A 17,862-nucleotide genomic window follows, 5' to 3' on the forward strand; every position below is an offset into this window, starting at 1 on the left:
TGCTTCATGGTGGGAACGAAAAAGCGAGAGAAGCAGAACTTTCGTGTGCGATCTTTGCACCAGGCCCGTAACTGGCTGATTTTCCTTAAGTATCTGTCCAATCCAGTCGCGCGGGCGCGTCAGATTTCTGCGCGGTGCGGACATCGGTTTGGCGTTCCGGTCGAACTCGTTCAATCAGAACGAGGTCTTGATGCCGACCATCACCGTCGCCGCGGCAAAATCGCCGCCGATCCAGTCGTCTTCGCCGCCAGTCTCTGCGCCGGTCGCAATGTCATAGGTGTTGTAGTCGCCGCGAGCGGTGAACACCTTTTCGTAGGAACCGGAGACGAAGAAGCTGGTCCGCTCGTTGTACTGGTAGCCGACGCTGCCGCCGACCATCAGAACCGGCGCCAATTCGAAATCATCCTCGAAGCGCAGGTCACGCATCCAGTGATGATCGGTATCGCCGGCCGAGAAGGTCGTGCCGCCCTTCAGCGCAAAGCCGAAGTTCCAGCGATCCTGGACATAGGTCGCATCGATGCCGGCGAAGGCGACCGGCAATTTCTGCTGGTAGCTGATGGCCTTTGCGTCTCCTGGGAAGTCGCCAACCGAATCCCGGAAGCCGGCAACGCTGTAGACATAGGAGCCGCCATAGGCAGTCCACTTGACCGAGGTGTACTTGAAACCACCGTTGACGTTGATCAGCAGCTGGTCGCTGAACTGGAAATCGTGGCCGAGCGCGACGGTTGCCGAATAGAAGTAATCAAGATCGGTGTCGGAATGGCGCGAACGGTTGCTCCAGTCGTTCCAGCCATCATTGGTCGAGAATGACGGGTTCCAGTCATAGTCTTCCATGTAGCTGTCGCCGCTGAAGGCGATCTGGCCGGAAAGCTTGGCGGTCCAGCCGGCCTCGCTGCGCGCCGTCATCTCGGCTGAAATGACCGCAGAGGTGTTTTCCCAGATAAGGTGGCTCAGCTTCGAGCCGCTGCCGGGAGCCTGATAGACCAGCTCGTTGGCCTGGATGTCGATGACGCCGACGCCGCCAACGAAAGAGAAATTGGGATTGTAGGGCGCCGGTTCGCTCGCCACCGCGTCGCTGGCCATCGCCGGCCAGGCAGCGAGCAACGCTGCCGCTCCACCAAAGACTTTCGCGTGCAATTTCATAGGACTACCCCCATAGGAATCATCCGCCATTCGGCTATACGCAGCGTAACCGGGTGCAAGTCAGGTGCGGTCGTCTATGCAGCGCCCCTGTAGGTTGGCAAAATTGCCGCCCTCGGCTCTGTTCCTCAACACTCAAGGAAACGCCGCTAGCGTGACCCGATTGACGGCGGTTTGCCGATGCGTTCCGGGCGGCCGGCGTGACGGGAACCGTGCATTATCTGAGGCACACATTTGCGATGACGATGCTGGTACGATTGCAGCGTCAGGCAGCGACCACGCCGGACCTCAACCCGCTGAGGTCGTGCAGGTTGCTTTGAGCAGCCCATAGCAAACTCTGAGTCTAGATAATCCGACAGAGCCGAGGGCCGAGTTCCTCGAACCCGTTGCGCAGATAGAAATCGAGCGTGCGCTTCCATTTTGGTTGCCTGGGCGCTGCAAGCTCAAGTCGCTTCCAACCACGCGCACGGCCTTCCCGCGAGGCGACCTCAAGCAGTTGAGGGGCAATCCCTTTGGACCGCTTTTCGGGTCGAACATACAGCTCCGAAATATAGCCGAACTTACCGCCTGCATAGATCGCCGTGCATTCATTCAGCACCATGATGCCGACCGGCTCGTCATCTGCACTTGCGATCACTGCGACCACGCCAGCGTCGGCAAGCATTATCTCCGCGCTTTGTCTCACGTCGTCGGGCGCGGGAGCTTTCCCGCCAGTGAGTTCATCGAGTAGCGCGTGAATAAAACGGACGACCGTCCCTGCGTCCGTTGCGTTGGCGCGGCGCGTAGATATGGAAGGCATATTTTCTCCTGCTAGTGCTCAAATCCCGATTCATGCTGCTATCCGCGCAGATCCGACTCACTCTTTTAAGTAACTCGGACGAGTGAACAGCATTTTTCATCAAAAATATGATAAAAAAATGCAAAATAAATATTACAAGCATGCAGTATTCCGGGATGACTTGAGGTCAATTGCGCAGATAGAGGTCCTTCTTACAGAAAATCAACCCGGTCACTTCGCTACTGCACGGTGAAGCCGCCTTGCCGAGGTAAGATGAAGCTGCAAGTCTAAAAGGGCCTGGGACAAACGATACAGCCTGAGATGCTCGTGCGGCCAGAACGCTCGGACAATGCATTCGAGCAAAGAGGGACATCCGTGACGGGCGGCGAGAGCGCTCGACGGTCGCCACAACTCATTCGGCGCCAGCCGGAACACGAGCCGAGCCGACCGGTGCGCAGAGGCTGGTTGCCGCGCCGATCAAGTCGGACACGTCCGCCTCGGTCGTCGCGAAAGAGGTGACGAACCTCACGATTCCGGGCTCCCAGCGATCATGGTAGAAGCGGAATCCCATGTCGAGCAGCCCTCGGATCAGGGACGTGGGAAGTCGGCAGAAGAGGATGTTGGCCTCGGGACGCTGCTGGATTTTCACGCCTGGCACCAGGGCCAACCCCTGCGCGAGGGCCGATGCCATCGCATTGGCATGGGTCGCGTTGCGAAGCCAGACACCGTCCCTCAGATAACCGTCCATTTGCGCCGCCATGAAGCGCATCTTGGAACTCAACTGGCCGGCCCGCTTGCGGCGAAAGGCGATCGTGCTCGCGAGATCTCCGCGGAACGAGACGACCGCATCGACCCCAAACGTTCCATTCTTCGTGGCGCCAAATGACACAAGGTCGACGCCGGCCTTCCACGTCATCTCGGCCGGCGAGCAGCGCAGAGTGACGAGGGCGTTGGCGAAGCGAGCACCGTCCATGTGGAGCGGCAGGTTCGCTGACTGGCAGATATGGCTGATGGCCTTGATCTCGTCGAGCGCGTAGACCGATCCCATCTCGGTCGCCTGCGTGATGCTGACGCTGGAGGGCTGGACCGAGTGGATATCGCCCACCATGCGCGTTGCATTGGCCGCCAAGGCGTCGATGTCGATTTTGCCAGCCTCGCCTGGAAGCTGCACCAACTTCGCACCGGCGGTGTAGAACTCCGGCGCGCCGCACTCGTCGCGGTTGATGTGTGCGTCGGCGTGCGAGAGGATGCTGCCCCATGGCGGCGTAATCGCCGCGAGCGCCAGCGCGTTCGCCGCCGACCCCGTCGAAACGAGGAACACGTCGACCGCATGCTCGAACACCTCGGCGAGCTGGCGCTCGACGGTATGCGTCAGCTCATCGTTGCCGTAGGGAGCCGCCTGACCTGACGCGCACGCGGTGATGGCTGCGATCACCTCGGGGGAGACGCCGGCGATGTTGTCGCTGGTGAAGCCGCGGGGGCGGGTCTGCTTGCTTTCGTTCATGGTCTTGACGCTCTTTTCATCCATTGAGCGTCCAAGCTAGACGGTTCGCCGCGCGCTTTATTGAACGATATTCAAACCGAGAGGTAACGCGCCGGCGTCACCCCCAGCACCGCCTTGAAGTGCCGGGTCAGGTGGCTCTGGTCCGCGAACCCGACCGCGACGGCGACATCGGCGACGTGCTGGCCTCGCCTCAGCAGCCGTCGCGCCTCGTCGATGCGGACCTGGATGAGGTAACGGGTGGGGGGCAACCCGAAATGCGCCTTGAAGCCATCGATCAACGTCGCCTTGGAGCATCCGGCGAGGGCGGCCAGGGCGGCGAGCTGCAGAACTTCGTCGAAGTGGGCATGGATGAAGTCACATACGTCGCGGAACCTCGGTGGCACGAATTTTGGCTCAGCAACGCGCGACCTGCCGACTTGTGCGAAGACGTGGGGCAGGAAACGGACCAGATGCTCCTCGATCTCCAGTGCCGAGCTATGCCCATGTTCAAGCAGGCGCCAAAACGCGCTGAGGCCGTGTGCAACTGGCGCATTCTCCTGGAACGGGCTTTTGAAGTCGATCGTTCCGGGTTGGTGTTGGCCGCTGTCCTCAAGGACTTGCCGGACAAGGCCTTCGGGCATGTAGAAGATCTTCTGGCTCCAGCCAAGATCGTCACCAGCACCCCCGAAATGCGGTTCGCCGGGCGCGAAGGTCGCGACGGTGCCGCTACCGGCGTGCCAAACCTCACCTCGGCACCAAACATCATGGACGCCTCGCTCGATCAGCCCGATCAGATACTCGTTGTGGACATGCTTGGAGAAATCCTGCCGGTGATAGTCCGCCGCCAGGTAATCGAGCCCGCCAAGGACATCGGAGTGCTTCATCACCGCACGATTGCGCGGCGGCCGGCCCGGAGGTTCAGAACGGCCACGCGCCTTTTCGTCGCATTCTACGGCGGTATCGGCCACTTGATGATCAATCCAGGTCGGTCGTCACAACGATATTGTGCTCTCATAGCGAATTTCAAACCGAAGCAGGATTAATTGCCGCCCGAAGAGGGGCCTGCTGCAGGGCGGGCAGCGGATTGGCGGGATTAATCGTGTTTCAAGCTTGGGAAGTGGACCCGAGCGACGCGTGGCCGGATGGCCGATATCGAGAAGAAGACCAAGCGCTATCCTCTCCGATCTGACGGATGAGGAATGGTCGCGGATACAACCGTTCCTGCCGGGCGCGGCCAAGACCGGGCGGCGCGTGGTGACGGACTTGCGCAAGGTATTGAACGCGTTCCGCTACATGGCCCGATCGGATGGCGGCTGGCGCATGCTGCCAAAGGATTTCCCGCCCATATCGGTCGCGGTCGAGACGCCTTACGGACACGCCCACGGACTGCGCCAACTGGCTGGAACGTTCCCCGGCCTGACGGCGAAGCAGCAGGCGACGATCAAGGCGCTAAACGCAGAATACGCCAAAACTCGAAGCCGAGTACGAGCGTGTCAACGAACTGCCGGCCGATGTTGACGAACGGCTACCAGGGGCGGCTACGGCTGCACTCATTGTCGGATCTTCGACGAAGTTGGACATGAGACAGAGCGCTATCGGAGGTGGTCGCACTGTTTCGCAACGATTTTCTCATTTGGCACAACACATGCGAGGGCTCTCCCGCATGAGCGCTCCGTCAATCTCGAATGATGCGGGCAGGATTCAATCAAGGCGCAGTGCGTCGTTTCTGAAGATCAAGGAGAGAAGAGTATGGCGAGAGCGCGAATTGGCGTGGCGCGGGCAGTGACAGCGGCCGTCGTCCTCATCGTTGCGGGACAGGCCGGCGCGGCAGATGTTGGGCAAGCCGCGAGCGTCCCGCAGGCAGAAGCCTGCGTCGCGGAAGCGCCAAGCCCCTGGCAGATCCGCCTGCGTGCGTTGGGGGTGATCACCGAGGATTCGGGCTATGTCAATGCGGTGCCCGGCTCCGGTCTTTCCTATTCGAACACCGTGACGCCGGAACTCGATATCTCATATTTCTTCACGGACAACATCGCCACCGAACTCATACTCGGCACCACCTATGCCAACATCGATGGCCAAGGTGCGATCGGCGGGCTGGGCAAGGTCGGCAAGGTTTGGCTGCTGCCGCCCACGCTCACATTGCAGTATCATTTTACCGATTTCGGCGCCTTCAAGCCCTATATCGGCGCCGGCGTGAACTATACGATCTTCTATCATCAGCAAGCCGGCAGCGCCGATGATCTCAAGGTCAAGAATACATTCGGCGCCGCGCTGCAGGTCGGATTCGACTACATGGTGGACCAGCACTGGGGCGTCAACTTCGACGTGAAGAAGCTTTTCCTTAAGCCCGACTTCGACGTCACTGTCGCCGGCACGAAGCTCACAGGCAAGGCCAAGCTCGATCCCTGGCTGGTAGGCGCAGGTCTCACCTACCGCTTCTAATGTCGAAAGGACCCTGAAGGGGCACTTTTCGAAGTCCGCGCGCGGATCTTCCGTGCCGAGAAGTGGACCCGCGATGGTTCTTAAAGGAGTTGTTGGCATGCGCGTAGAAAACGATCATTGCGACGTGATCGGTGTGCCGGCCGCTCCCACGCAACTTGATCGTCTTTCTTCTGCGATTCTGCGGCAGGGGGGGATGGCGCGAGTGTCGCTGCCAGGCGATGTGGTGACCTGGGCGGCAGGCCGTCACCAGACGCTCAGGCAGATGCTTTCCGACCAGCGTTTCAACAAGGACTGGCGACAGTGGCGGGCGCTGCAGGACGGCGAGATTCCCGAGGATCATCCGCTGATCGGGATATGCAAAGTGGACAACATGACCACGGCGCACGGCGCCGATCACCGGCGCTTGCGCGGCCTGCTGTCCAGCAGCTTCGCGCCCAGTCGTATCGCCTTGCTGGCGCCACGGGTCGAACAATGCGTCGATCGACTCCTGGCCGAGATGGCGCAGCGCGGCGGCAGTGCCGATCTGATGTGCGAGTTCGCTGCTCCGCTGCCCACCAACGTGATCGCCGAACTGTTCGGTTTGCCGGACGAACAGCGCCAAGAGATCGTCGCGCTCACCTACAGCCTGGCCAACACCTCCGCCACAGCCGAAGAGGTGCGACAGACGCGGCAGCGCATCCCGGAGTTCTTCCGTCGCCTGATCGCGCTCAAGCGGGGCCAGCTCGGCGATGATCTGGCTTCGGCCCTGATCGTCGCGCGTGACAATGGCGAGCTCGTTTCCGACACCGAGCTCATCGACATGCTGTTCATGGTGCTCTCTGCGGGCTTCGTGACCACCGCCGGCGTCATCGGCAATGGCGTGCTGGCATTGCTGACGCATCCGCAGCAACTGCACCTGGTGCGCAGCGGCCAAGTTCCGTGGTCACAGGCGATCGAGGAGATCCTGCGCTGGGGCAGCTCAGCGGCCAATCTGCCGTTCCGCTATGCCACCCAGGACGTGGAGATCGACGGATGCATGGTCCGCCGCGGCGATGCCGTCCTGATGGCGTTCCATGCGGCGAACCGGGACGAAAAGGCATTCGGTCCCGGCGCCGACAGGTTCGATGTCACCCGGCGGCACAACCCGCATTTGTCATTCGGCGAGGGGCCGCATTCCTGCCTGGGCGCTGCGCTGGCGCGCCTGGAATTGCGCTGCGCCTTCCCCGCGCTGTTCGGGCGGCTGGAGGATCTGGCGCTGACCATCGCTGCGGAGGACGTCGTCTACATGCCGTCTTACGTCATTCGCTGCCCGCAGCGCCTGCCGGTCACCTTCCGCCCTTCCGTCGCTTAGAGAAGTGCGGCATTCACCCCGGATTCGGTGATTCTCGGTTCTCCGGGAGGCTGGACTCGCACGAGGGGGGCGAGCATGCCCGGTTACGCACGATCGTGGCGCCGGCCTTCAGCTGCTCGCGCAGCAGGTCGAGGCGATCGCCGCGCAGTTGTTCGAGACGCTGGCAGCCCAGCCCCAACCCGCCAACCTGAGGCGCCCCTCTCCTTTCCGCTTCCGGCCATGGTCCTCAGCGCTGATGGGCGAATGCGCAAGCACGCTGAGCGAAGCCGAGCGGGAACAACTACTGGGGTTTCCGGCGGACTGTGACGACCTGGCCCGACTTTACGCCTTTGAGCCCGGCGACCTCGATCTGATCAGGCGTCGCCGATGGGGACAAGGACCTCGCCGAGCCTGCACCGATGAGAGGCCGCATCGTATGCGGCTTTGGGCGAAAGAGACCGATCCGCGCAAGGGCATTATTCGCATCATCACATAAACATCTCGTTATATGTATTGACAAGGAGCGAAGCGGATGTGATTGTGCGCATGTCGTGGTTCTCCGCGCGGCACTGCCGTAGCGGAGCTAAGAGGGAAGCCGGTGCGATGCCGGCGCTGCCCCCGCAACTGTTAGCGGCGAGCCAAGCCCATTGGTGTCACTGAGGCGAACGGCCTCGGGAAGACGGGCAGAGGCTTTGACCCGCGAGCCAGGAGACCTGCCACGACGAACAACGTCCACGGGCGGGGTGTCTCGGTGGCCGCGGTAGCCTGGCTTCGTGCCGCCTACTCGCGCGTTCCTTGTCCCCACGCCCCAACCATCGGGGTATGGCATGACTGTCTCTCAACACATTCCTGTGGCAACGCTCGGCGTGCCGCGTATCGGTCGACGGCGGGAACTCAAATTCGCGCTTGAAAGCTACTGGTCCGGAAAATCTCCCGCTGCCGACCTGCTCGCGACGGCGAAGGCGCTACGCGCCGCCAGTTGGAGGGAGCAGCACGATCGCGGCGTGTCGAAAATCCCCTCCAACGATTTCTCGCTTTATGACCATGTGCTCGACACCGTCGCCATGGTCGGCGCCGTGCCGGCACGATACGCCTGGACTGACGGCGAGGTCCCACTCGATACCTATTTCGCAATGGCGCGCGGCAACTAAGGTCAGGCCGCTGATTGTGGACATGCCGGTGACGAGCATGCGGCCAACGGGCATGGCCTTGCCGCGATGGAAATGACCAAATGGTTCGACACCAACTATCACTACATTGTGCCGGAACTTACGGACGATCAGAGCTTTGCCCTCTCGTCGGCGAAACCGGTCGATCATTTCCTCGAGGCCAAGGCGCTCGGCATCCACACGCGCCCGGTCCTGCTTGGACCGGTTACCTTTCTCAAGTTGGCGAAGTCACCTGAGGAAGGTTTCAACCCTATCGCGCTCCTGCCACGGCTGCTGCCCGTCTACGAGGAGCTCCTGCGGAGGCTGAAGCTCGCGGGAGCCGATTGGGTGCAGATCGATGAGCCGGCGCTCGTGGTCGATCTGGTTCCCAACGAACGGGATGCGCTCCAATTCGCCTACTGCCGGCTGGCAAAAGCAGCACCGGAGTTGAAGATCATGGTCGCTACCTATTTCGGATCGCTGGGAGACAATCTCGAGACCGCAATTTCTCTGCCCGTGGCGGGACTGCACGTCGATCTCGTGCGCGCTCCAGAGCAGTTGGAGACCGTCGGCCGGCTCGCGCAGAAGGAACTTGTGCTCTCGCTCGGGCTGATCGACGGCCGCAACGTCTGGCGCGCGAACCTGCCTGCCATGCTTGACCGCATCAAGCCGATCGTCGCCGGCTGGCCGTTGGACCGCGTGGAGATCGCCCCGTCCTGCTCGATGCTGCATGTGCCGATCGACCTGGACATGGAGACGGCACTCGATGCGGATGTGAAATCGTGGCTCGCCTTCGCGGCGCAAAAAACCGACGAGCTGGTCGTGCTCGCCCGTGCCCTGGCTGAAGGCCGGGACGCGGTCGCCGCCGAACTGGAGGCGTCGGCTGAGGCTGCCGCCGCTCGCGCGACATCCGCGAAGGTGCATGATCCGCTCGTTGAAGGTCGGGTCGCCAGCATCAAGGTCGCCATGACGCGCCGGAAGAGCGCATTCGACGTGCGCTCCAAGCTTCAGGGCGACACGTTTGGCTTGCCATCCTTCCCCACCACGACGATCGGCTCCTTCCCGCAAACAGCCGAGGTTCGCAAGGCGCGGGCAGCCCATGCCAAGGGCGAGCTGAGTTACGTCGACTATGAGGCCTTCCTGAAAAAAGAGATAGAAGCCGCCGTTCGCTGGCAAGAAGAGATCGGACTCGACGTGCTGGTCCACGGCGAATTCGAGCGCAACGATATGGTGCAGTATTTCGCCGAGCAGCTCTGCGGCTTCGTCTTCACGCAACACGGGTGGGTGCAGAGCTATGGCTCGCGCTTTGTGCGACCCCCGATCATCATTGGAGATGTGTCGCGACAACAGCCGATGACACTACACTGGTGGCGATATGCCCAGTCGCTGACGCCCAAGCCGGTGAAGGGCATGCTTACCGGCCCGGTGACGATCCTCAACTGGTCCTTCGTCCGGGACGACCTTGCGCGCTCAGCCGTCTGCCGCCAGGTCGCGCTCGCCATTCGCGATGAAGTGGGCGACCTCGAAAAGGCCGGCGCCAGGATGATCCAGATCGACGAAGCCGCACTGCGCGAGGGCTTGCCGCTGCGCGAGGCCGAGTGGCAGGCCTATCTCGACTGGGCCGTCGAATGCTTCCGGCTGGCTTCAACGGCGGTCGGCGATGCGACCCAGATCCACACCCATATGTGCTACTCCGAGTTCGGCGATATCGTGGACGCGATTGCCGCAATGGATGCCGATGTGATCTCCATTGAAACCTCGCGCTCGCAGATGGAACTGCTCGATACGCTTCGAACCTTCAAGTATCCGAACGAGATCGGTCCCGGCGTCTATGACATTCACTCGCCGCGGGTCCCGGAAGTGGGCGATATTTCCAACCTCATCATGCTTGCGCGCGAGCGATTGCTGGATGGCCAACTGTGGGTGAATCCCGACTGCGGTCTCAAAACGCGCAGGTGGGAGGAGGTCCGCCCTGCCCTGGTGAACATGGTGGCTGCAGCACGCGCAATTCGGGAAAAAGCGCAGACGGCGTAGGGCTCGGTGCCACTCGCCGGCGGTGAGCGGCAACGCCACACACAGGGCGATCTTGGGGGAGTCTATCCGGCGCGCCCAAGGCAATCGCGCTGCCAGTGACGAAGCGCCTCGGCAACCTTGTCCTGGCTGAGCCCTTGTTACGGCGGGTTGAAGTCAGCTGTTCCAGAAGCCCCGCGTTGGCAGGCGATCGAAGGAGGCCGGCCGCAAATGAGCCGGCCAGAAACGAGACGGCTCACGGCCAGCCAGCTTCGGATTATTCCGTAGTCGATAAAATCCAGTATCATTATCATCTCCCCGATCTTGATCGCCGAAACCCCGCTCCCGACCGTCGGAAGAAGCATCGGCGATCACGCGCCGCCGGTCCGCGGAGCGCGTTCCAGGAGACCGGATGCAGGGCAAGCTGGGGAAACGTTCAAACGGCACTTCTGGAGACGATTGAGGCGGCATCGACGCTCTGCCATCTGCAGCGGGCCAACTCCCGCTCAATGGCTCCGTCTGCCTCTGTCTCCAATCACGATCGCCGCGAAGGCGAAGCCGAGCGGCCGCAGCTGGCAGGCGGACCCCTTCTGTTTTGATGGTCAAGATCCGGCGCCGGGACCAGCAAAGCCGTCGCGGAAATTGCGGGGTTAGCTTGCTCCTGGCCGATGCCGGCAGGGGTGTTCGGACCGCGCCCAATCGCGATGTGCAGACGGCCGAAATTCACGAGCGGCGTCCCAAATCTCAATCACTGCGCAGAATGCGTGCTTCGAGTGCGGCTGCGACGAAAGCTCGTCGAGCGGCTGGGGGATGGGTCTTACCGCGTAAAACCTGCAGACAGGTGTCCATCGCTATTCTGCGTTTATCGGTCTCATGATGCAGATCCCGCAGCAAGATAGCGGCCGCGTCGTTGACGTCGAACACGATACGCTCCGAGCTGCGGCGGCTAAGCTGAACAACGACTGGCCTCTCAAATCTGATCAACCCGGTCATCCCCCTCCTCCACAGCCACTAAGCGGCAAACAGCCCGGGTCGCATTTCTTAACTCAGCCGAACGCGACCGCTGCACCTGCGCCATTGAGCCTGGCCATTGGCGGGCAAGCGATCGCCATGAGGCGCGTCCGGCCATGGTCAGCTTGCGTGCGATCTGCGGTTGTGCAGTCGATGGTGAGGAACTGCTTCTCATTCGCGTGGTCTAGCTGTGAAACCTGAACATAGTGCACTGTTTGACGCGCCTCGCCAGTCTCAAACATGTCGTCGATGTCTACACCTGCACTTTTCCACTGCCCGATCTGCAGGCGGCGATCCACTGCATCGCGGAGGTTGGATCTTCCAATATGGCGACCCGCTTGGCAAAGCCGAAAAAGGCATTGCGCGCCGTGCTTACCGGCTTGCGCCCATCGTATGCATCGTAGCATGCTCTCAGGGCGGCTTCGTGGATCAGGTCTCTGCGATCTTCCGGCCATTCATTGAGAAAATCGATTGCATCCGCAAGGCCGGCAATCTCTTGGATGATGTGCGTTGCGCGCTTCACGAAAAGGGGGCTGCTGAAAGCCTCAGCGTTCATTGGTTTCTCCCAACTTTCTAAATAGCCAATTTGCGGTGAAGAGGCGCCGCATCGACACGGCGACCATGGCACAATGTGTTGTCAGGGCGATGACGGTTCAAGAGGAAGATCCGCGCCTGCGACCGGGCGTGCAGCGATCCGCCAACACATCATGCAATGGCTTGGTTGCCATCAAAGGCGGTCGTCACTATTAAGCTATGAAGTGATTCATAACCGGCTAGTCTAATTCCGCAGGAGCGTTTTCATGACCGACGAAACCGAGAGCAAAGCCGACAACCTCATCGAACTCACCGCCCATGTCGTCTCAGCCTATGTTTCGAACAATCCGGTTCCCGTCGGTGAACTGCCTGGGCTTATCGGCCAGATACACATCGCATTGAAAGGCACTGCTGGTGGTGCCGCACCAGAAAAGTCAGAAGCTCTCAAGCCTGCCGTACCGATCAGAAAATCGGTTACACCCGATTACATTTTCAGCCTTGAGGACGGTAAGAAGTTCAAGTCGCTCAAGCGTCACCTGGCCACCCACTATGGCCTTACGCCCGACGAATATCGCGCGAAATGGGAACTGCCGGCGGACTATCCCATGGTGGCGCCGAATTACGCTGCGGCGCGCTCGGCATTGGCCAAGACGATGGGTCTGGGCCGCAAGCCGAAGGAACCGGGAACGCCGGCACCTGCCAAGCGTCCCCGCAAGAAAGCCGCAGCCTGACCGCACTTTTTCAGGATCGACGAAGCGGGCCCGGCATGATTTCGCACTCGCGAGATAAAATTTGTGCGTTGCAATATCCGGGGCGATCGGTATGATCATGGTGTCGGCCATCTACTCCTCCCAGATGTGGTGCCGACGCTGAATGGGGCGCACCTCCTCCCGCGTCTCATTCTAAATCGAGCCCGCTGCCACCTCCTCCCGGTAGCGGGCTTTTTCTTTGTCTGAGGCGCGATTTCGGTAGGGCCAATGCATTTGGCTCTAAGCGAGGCGAAGGCTCCGAACTTCCAGGCCTTTCTTGCCCTGCCCGCATTGGACAAACACCTTCTGACCCTCCACCAGCATGCTCAATCCTGAGCGGGTCAGCGCGGTGGCATGAACGAAGATGTCCTTCTCACCATTTTCAGGAGCAATGAAGCCGAACCCCTTTTGGGGATTGTACCACTTGACGGTGCCCTCGCTCTCCAACTGGGCACTCGTCCCGGCGGTGGACTCTCCAGCACATCGAGTATGCAGCTGAGTTTTCGCGGTCTGATCGCCGACCGCCAGCACTCGCGCGACCTGGTGACCACCTCTTGGACTTTCTTGCGTTGTGACCTTGAGACGCATTCCCTCGGAAACACCGCTGCTCCCCGCCGCCTCCAGCACCCGGATATGCAGATAGGCCTCGATGCCCTCCGGCAATTTGACAAAGCCAAAACCCTTGCTGGTGTTGAACCAGATCACTTCGGCGTCAACAGGATCCGCGGTTACGGTGGACGAACGCTGAAAGTAGCTTGGCTCGGATGGCCGTTCCGCAAAAGAAACGGCGTCATCGTCATGGCGATGCCGTCGTGGCTCACGATGGTCTTTATATTTGCCCATGATCGTCTCGACTTGCTTGAACAACGCACTGCGCTCCCGGCAGGATAATCTCAATCGGGCGATGGGTTCATGTCAATTCACCAGTTGGCCGCTTACCCCTTCTATCGCATCACGATCCGGGCCGACCTGTTGCCACACGAAGTCGACGATAGCGGGTGAGCAATATGCGACAGGTCGAGCTGCTGATCCGAACGCTTCCCTATATCGCACGGCAGAAGGTTCGCACTGGAGTGCGACACCGCGATCAACCGTTTCGATCGTGACATCCAGCGGCTGCGTCTTATGCGGATGCCCAGCCGACATTTCGATTTACGCGCACTTTCCCGCACAGCCTGCACGAGGGGGCAGTTCGTCGTTGAATCGCCCGGCTAGATCAACCCCGCCTGCTCGGCCTCGCGGCGCAAATTTTGGCGTGGCCTGGGTCCGATCTGCTGGATCACCAAGCCGGCCGCCAGGGAGCCAAGGTCGCCGCAGGTCTTGAGGTCGCGGCCTTGCGTGTAGCCATGCAGGAAACCGGCTGCGTAGAGATCGCCGGCGCCCGTCGTGTCGACCAGCTCCCTGATGGCGGTCGCCTGGATGACCACGGTCTCGCCGCCGCGCACGATCACCGAACCTTTTTCCGATCGCGTCACGGCTGCGATCCGGCAATCCTTGCGGATCTGCGCCAGCGCCTCGTGGAACGAAGCCGTCTGGTAGAGCGACTTGATCTCGTGGCTGTTGGCAAAGACGATGTCGACCGTGCCCGATCGCATCAGCTCGAGGAACTCGTCCCGGTAGCGGTCGACGCAGAACGAATCCGAGAGCGTCATCGACACTTCGCGTCCGGCCTCGTGTGCGAGCTTCGCCGTCTGCCGGATCGCCTCCTTGGCGCGCGGCGGGTCCCACAGATAGCCCTCGAAATAAGTAACCTTGGCGCCCGACGCCTTATCGGCCTCGACGTCCTCCGGCCCGAGCTCGATACAGGCGCCGAGATAGGTGTTCATCGAACGCTCGCCGTCGGGTGTGACGAAGATCATCGAGCGCGCCGTCGGCGGCTGACCTTCGAGCGGCCTGGTGTCGAAGGCAACGCCCTGGGCATGAATGTCATGGGCATAGATTTCGCCGAGCGGGTCGTTCGATACCTTGCCGAAGAAGGCAGCACGGCCGCCGAAGCTGGCGACGCCTGCGGCCGTGTTGCCGGCGCTGCCGCCCGAGGCCTCGATCGCCGGGCCCATGCGGCTGTAGAGCAGTTCGGCGCGCCTGGTGTCGATGAGGTTCATCGCGCCCTTGATGATGCCGTTGGTCTCGAGGAATGCCTCGTCACACTGGGCGATGATGTCGACAATGGCATTGCCGATGCAAAGCACGTCATAATCCGGCATCAATGTCTCCGCCTGGGAACCTGCCGGCTTTCTTGCCACGCCGGCCGGGCGCGGTCTGGCGAGTTGAAATGGGTTGCCGCATGCGCTTGATTCACGACCTTCACGCAGCTGCCGGTCCTGCTTCACGCAGCAAGTCGTCGGCTTTGTCCGTCTTCTCCCAGGTGAACTCAGGCTCTTCACGGCCGAAATGTCCGTATGTCGCGGTCTTGCGGTATATCGGGCGCAAGAGATCAAGCATCTTGATGATGCCTTTCGGTCGGAGATCGAAAAGCTCAAGTACAAGGCGCTCGATCCTTTTTTCCTCGATCCTTGAAGTTCCGAAGGTGTTGACCATGACAGAAACCGGACTGGCCACGCCGATCGCGTAGGCAAGCTGAACCTCGCAGACCTCCGCAAGTCCGCTGGCAACGATATTCTTCGCGACGTACCGCGCCGCATAGGCCGCCGAGCGGTCAACCTTAGATGGGTCCTTGCCCGAAAAGGCGCCGCCGCCGTGACGCCCCGTTCCACCGTAGGAATCGACAATGATCTTGCGTCCAGTGAGGCCGCAGTCCCCGGCAGGCCCACCGACCACGAACCGGCCGGTTGGGTTGACCAGAAATCTGATCTCCGAAGTATCCAGGTGGGTCGGCAGGACCGGTTTTATGATCTCCTCAATGACGCCTTCGCGGACTGTTTCTTGGGAGACCGCCTCGTCATGTTGCGTTGACAGGACTATGGTGTCCAGCGCCACCGGGCGGAGACCCTCGTAGCGTACGGACACCTGAGATTTTACGTCCGGACGCAGCCAGCCAAGCTGTCCCGCTTTCCGGACCTCTGCCTGTCTTTTCGTCAACTGGTGAGCGAGTTGGATCGGCAAGGGCATCAATGTATCGGTCTCGTTGCATGCGAATCCAAACATGAGGCCCTGATCTCCCGCCCCCTGCTCGAGATCCTGCCCTCGTCCCTCGTCGACGCCCTGGCTAATGTCGGGCGACTGCTCGGTGAGGGCCAGAACGACGGCGCAACGTCGACCGTCAAAGCCGATGGCATCGTCGTCGTACCCAATATCGAGAATCGTATCGCGGGCAACTTGGCTGTAATCGATCTCTGCGTGGCTGGTGATCTCGCCAGCCAGAACGACCATCCCTGTCTTCACCAACGTTTCACAGGCGACGCGCGCCTTCGCATCGGTGCGGAGGACCGCATCGAGGATGGCATCGGAGATGTTGTCTGCCATCTTGTCGGGGTGTCCCGCGCCGACGGATTCGGAAGAGAACACGAACTGCCTGGTCATGGAATGTCCTCGCTTCAAGTGTTGGAGTTAGGTGGGGAGTTTCTGGATTCGGGCGGCCTTACCGGTCGCTGATGCCGGGGACGTCGAACGCAGTGCAGAAGTCGGCGACGTCTCTTCGTACGCTTGCATGAACTTCCTCGTCGTCGGGCTGGCGGCAGACCAAATCAATAAAAGCGGCGATCTGCACCATTTCCCGCTCACGCATGCCCATGGACGTCACTGCCGGCGACCCTAACCGGATCCCGCTTGTAACCGCCGGATCGCGCGGGTCGCCCGGCACCATGTTGAAGTTCGTAATGATGCCTGCCTTGGCCAAGCGCTCGGCATAGGCTTTGCCTGACAGCGGCCGGTCCCGCAGATCAAGGATCAGCATGTGATTGTCAGTCCCGCCGGTGACCAGGTCATAACCGCGATCCAGAAGCGCCTCGGCCAGAGCCTTGGCATTCCTGACAATCTGGTGACCGTAGGTGCGGAAAGAGGGGGTCGCGGCTTCCTGCAAAGCGACAGCTAGCGCGGCGATGGTATGCACATGGGGCCCGCCTTGCAGTTGAGGAAAGACCGCGCGGTCGATCCGTCTGGCGAGATTGTATTTACTCGTGGGATGATAGAGCGCCTGATAGCGATCTTCATTCTTCGACAAAATAAAGCCTCCACGGGGCCCGCGGATCGACTTGTGAGACGTGCTGGTGACGACGTCGCAATGGTGCACGGGATTCGGATGCACTCCTGCGACAATCAGGCCGCTGATGTGGGCGATGTCAGCCACCAAATACGAGTTCACCTCCGAAGCAATTTCGGCCGTTGCCGCGTAGTCAAAAACACGCGGATAGGCTGTCCCGCCGACCCAAATCAGTTTCGGCCGTTCCCGTCTGGCTGTCTCGCGCAAGCGGTCGTAGTCGATCTGCTTCGTCTTTTCGTGCAGCCCATAGGGGATGCGTTGATAATCAGTGCCGGAAAAGTTGACGGGCCACCCATGAGTCAGATGGCCGCCTTCGGGCAAAGGCAGCCCCATGACTTTGTCACGGGCGCTCAAAAGCGCGCGATAGACAGCCTGGTTGGCTGGTGAGCCCGAATAAGGCTGGACGTTGGCGTGCTCACTGCCAAATAGCGCTTTCAGGCGCTCGATCGCGAGGGTCTCAAGCTCATCGACGATCTCGTTTCCCGCGTAGTAGCGCGCGCCCGGGTAGCCCTCGGCATATTTGTTCGCGAAGATAGAGCCGGTCGCTTCCAGTACGGCTGAGGAGGCAAAGTTCTCAGATGCGATGAGTTTGAGCATCGTCCGCTCTTGCCGCCTCTGTCGTAGAAGCAGTTCGTGAACGCGGCAATCGACATGGACCAAGGAAGACCGTCCGAATGTGCCGGGCTCTGCGATGGCTGCGTCAGCGGAGTTATTCATGGTAGTTTCGCACTCCCGCAGATCTTTTCACGATTAAGCAGCAGTCCCCTTCGACCACGCGTATGTACCGCCTCGAGCCGCTCCAGGTCCCGCTTATGATAGCCATCGTCGTGGGGCAGGAGATCGACCAGGAATTGAACCAACCCTCCGTCCTTGCCCCCTGCATTGAGATGATATGAGGACCAAGGACGTTGTCCGTTGCCGCAAAGAAAGTCGGCTCTGGCCAGCATCCGGACGTGTCGCGCGACGCGCTCCCGACGAAGATCGAGAATCTCCGCCAGTTCGCGGACAGTCAGGTCGGCATGCGCGCAAAGGCCCAGGATCCGTAGGCGATCAAGATGTGCTGCTGTCATTAGGCGATCGACAAGTATCATCATTGGTC

15 protein-coding genes, 2 pseudogenes and 1 riboswitch are annotated in these 17,862 nt (G+C 60.9%); of the genes and pseudogenes, 6 read left to right on the forward strand and 11 right to left on the reverse strand.

Annotation, left to right across the window (positions count from 1 at the left end; all coding sequences use genetic code 11):
• Positions 1-174: 174 nt before the first annotated feature.
• From A3AU_RS0131425 to A3AU_RS0131440, 4 genes are all read right to left on the reverse strand, one after another.
• Complete coding sequence (locus A3AU_RS0131425) at positions 175-1,143, reverse strand: omptin family outer membrane protease (RefSeq protein WP_027056402.1); 969 nt, start codon at positions 1,141-1,143, stop codon at positions 175-177.
• Between the two features lie 340 nt (positions 1,144-1,483).
• The gene (locus A3AU_RS0131430) at positions 1,484-1,939 is read right to left on the reverse strand and encodes a GNAT family N-acetyltransferase (protein ID WP_027056403.1); all 456 of its coding nucleotides are present in this window, start codon (positions 1,937-1,939) and stop codon (positions 1,484-1,486) included.
• A 391-nt stretch (positions 1,940-2,330) separates the two neighbouring features.
• Entirely contained in the window at positions 2,331-3,446 is a 1,116-nt protein-coding gene (locus A3AU_RS0131435; protein ID WP_027056404.1) for a threonine aldolase family protein, read from the reverse strand.
• A 47-nt stretch (positions 3,447-3,493) separates the two neighbouring features.
• A complete protein-coding gene (locus tag A3AU_RS0131440) occupies positions 3,494-4,369 on the reverse strand; it encodes an AraC family transcriptional regulator (RefSeq protein ID WP_027056405.1) in 876 nt (291 codons plus the stop codon).
• 166 nt (positions 4,370-4,535) lie between these two features.
• Here A3AU_RS0131440 and A3AU_RS1000000141040 point away from each other — a divergent pair, with 166 nt between their 5' ends.
• The 5 genes and pseudogenes from A3AU_RS1000000141040 to metE all read left to right on the forward strand — a co-directional run bounded on the left by A3AU_RS1000000141040 (position 4,536) and on the right by metE (position 10,334).
• Positions 4,536-4,919 carry a transposase gene (locus tag A3AU_RS1000000141040; protein ID WP_161633557.1) on the forward strand — a complete coding sequence of 128 codons (384 nt, stop codon included), beginning with the start codon at positions 4,536-4,538 and terminating at the stop codon, positions 4,917-4,919.
• A 231-nt stretch (positions 4,920-5,150) separates the two neighbouring features.
• The gene (locus A3AU_RS0131445) at positions 5,151-5,843 is read left to right on the forward strand and encodes an OmpW/AlkL family protein (RefSeq protein WP_027056406.1); all 693 of its coding nucleotides are present in this window, start codon (positions 5,151-5,153) and stop codon (positions 5,841-5,843) included.
• Positions 5,844-5,940: 97 nt separating this feature from the next.
• Entirely contained in the window at positions 5,941-7,173 is a 1,233-nt protein-coding gene (locus A3AU_RS0131450) for a cytochrome P450 family protein (RefSeq protein WP_027056407.1), read from the forward strand.
• A 6-nt stretch (positions 7,174-7,179) separates the two neighbouring features.
• Positions 7,180-7,407 (forward strand): annotated as a pseudogene (locus A3AU_RS1000000138555) (cytochrome P450); the annotation flags it as partial.
• Between the two features lie 280 nt (positions 7,408-7,687).
• Positions 7,688-7,887, forward strand: a riboswitch (cobalamin riboswitch).
• Positions 7,888-7,979: 92 nt separating this feature from the next.
• A pseudogene (gene metE, locus A3AU_RS1000000137100) lies at positions 7,980-10,334 on the forward strand (5-methyltetrahydropteroyltriglutamate--homocysteine S-methyltransferase).
• Positions 10,335-11,054: 720 nt separating this feature from the next.
• Here metE and A3AU_RS1000000138560 read toward each other — a convergent pair.
• Positions 11,055-11,303 (reverse strand): DUF982 domain-containing protein, encoded by a 249-nt coding sequence (locus tag A3AU_RS1000000138560; protein WP_044549107.1) that lies wholly within the window; start codon positions 11,301-11,303, stop codon positions 11,055-11,057.
• A gap of 271 nt (positions 11,304-11,574) precedes the next feature.
• Positions 11,575-11,877: a DUF982 domain-containing protein gene (locus A3AU_RS0131475; protein ID WP_027056410.1), complete on the reverse strand. Its 303-nt coding sequence runs from the start codon at positions 11,875-11,877 to the stop codon at positions 11,575-11,577.
• 244 nt (positions 11,878-12,121) lie between these two features.
• Between A3AU_RS0131475 and A3AU_RS0131480 the strand changes: the two genes are divergently transcribed.
• Complete coding sequence (locus A3AU_RS0131480) at positions 12,122-12,586, forward strand: Ros/MucR family transcriptional regulator (RefSeq protein WP_027056411.1); 465 nt, start codon at positions 12,122-12,124, stop codon at positions 12,584-12,586.
• A gap of 258 nt (positions 12,587-12,844) precedes the next feature.
• On the opposite strand, the gene A3AU_RS1000000140855 is transcribed toward A3AU_RS0131480, so the two are convergent.
• The 5 genes from A3AU_RS1000000140855 to A3AU_RS1000000138570 form a co-directional block, all read right to left on the reverse strand.
• Positions 12,845-13,471 (reverse strand): cold-shock protein, encoded by a 627-nt coding sequence (locus A3AU_RS1000000140855; protein WP_272481107.1) that lies wholly within the window; start codon positions 13,469-13,471, stop codon positions 12,845-12,847.
• Positions 13,472-13,815: 344 nt separating this feature from the next.
• The gene (locus A3AU_RS0131490) at positions 13,816-14,808 is read right to left on the reverse strand and encodes an adenosine kinase (RefSeq protein ID WP_027056413.1); all 993 of its coding nucleotides are present in this window, start codon (positions 14,806-14,808) and stop codon (positions 13,816-13,818) included.
• A 100-nt stretch (positions 14,809-14,908) separates the two neighbouring features.
• Positions 14,909-16,084 (reverse strand): methionine adenosyltransferase, encoded by a 1,176-nt coding sequence (gene metK, locus A3AU_RS0131495; protein ID WP_027056414.1) that lies wholly within the window; start codon positions 16,082-16,084, stop codon positions 14,909-14,911.
• Positions 16,085-16,142: 58 nt separating this feature from the next.
• A complete protein-coding gene (locus A3AU_RS0131500) occupies positions 16,143-17,480 on the reverse strand; it encodes a serine hydroxymethyltransferase (RefSeq protein ID WP_027056415.1) in 1,338 nt (445 codons plus the stop codon).
• On the reverse strand, positions 17,477-17,857 hold the full coding sequence (locus A3AU_RS1000000138570; RefSeq protein ID WP_209444687.1) for a winged helix-turn-helix domain-containing protein: 381 nt from the start codon (positions 17,855-17,857) through the stop codon (positions 17,477-17,479). Before A3AU_RS1000000138570 ends, A3AU_RS0131500 begins: the two co-directional genes overlap by 4 nt.
• Between the last annotated feature and the right edge of the window lie 5 nt (positions 17,858-17,862).

Origin of the sequence: Mesorhizobium erdmanii USDA 3471 (genome assembly GCF_000472705.1) — a bacterium.
Classification (GTDB): Bacteria; Pseudomonadota; Alphaproteobacteria; order Rhizobiales; family Rhizobiaceae; genus Mesorhizobium; species Mesorhizobium erdmanii.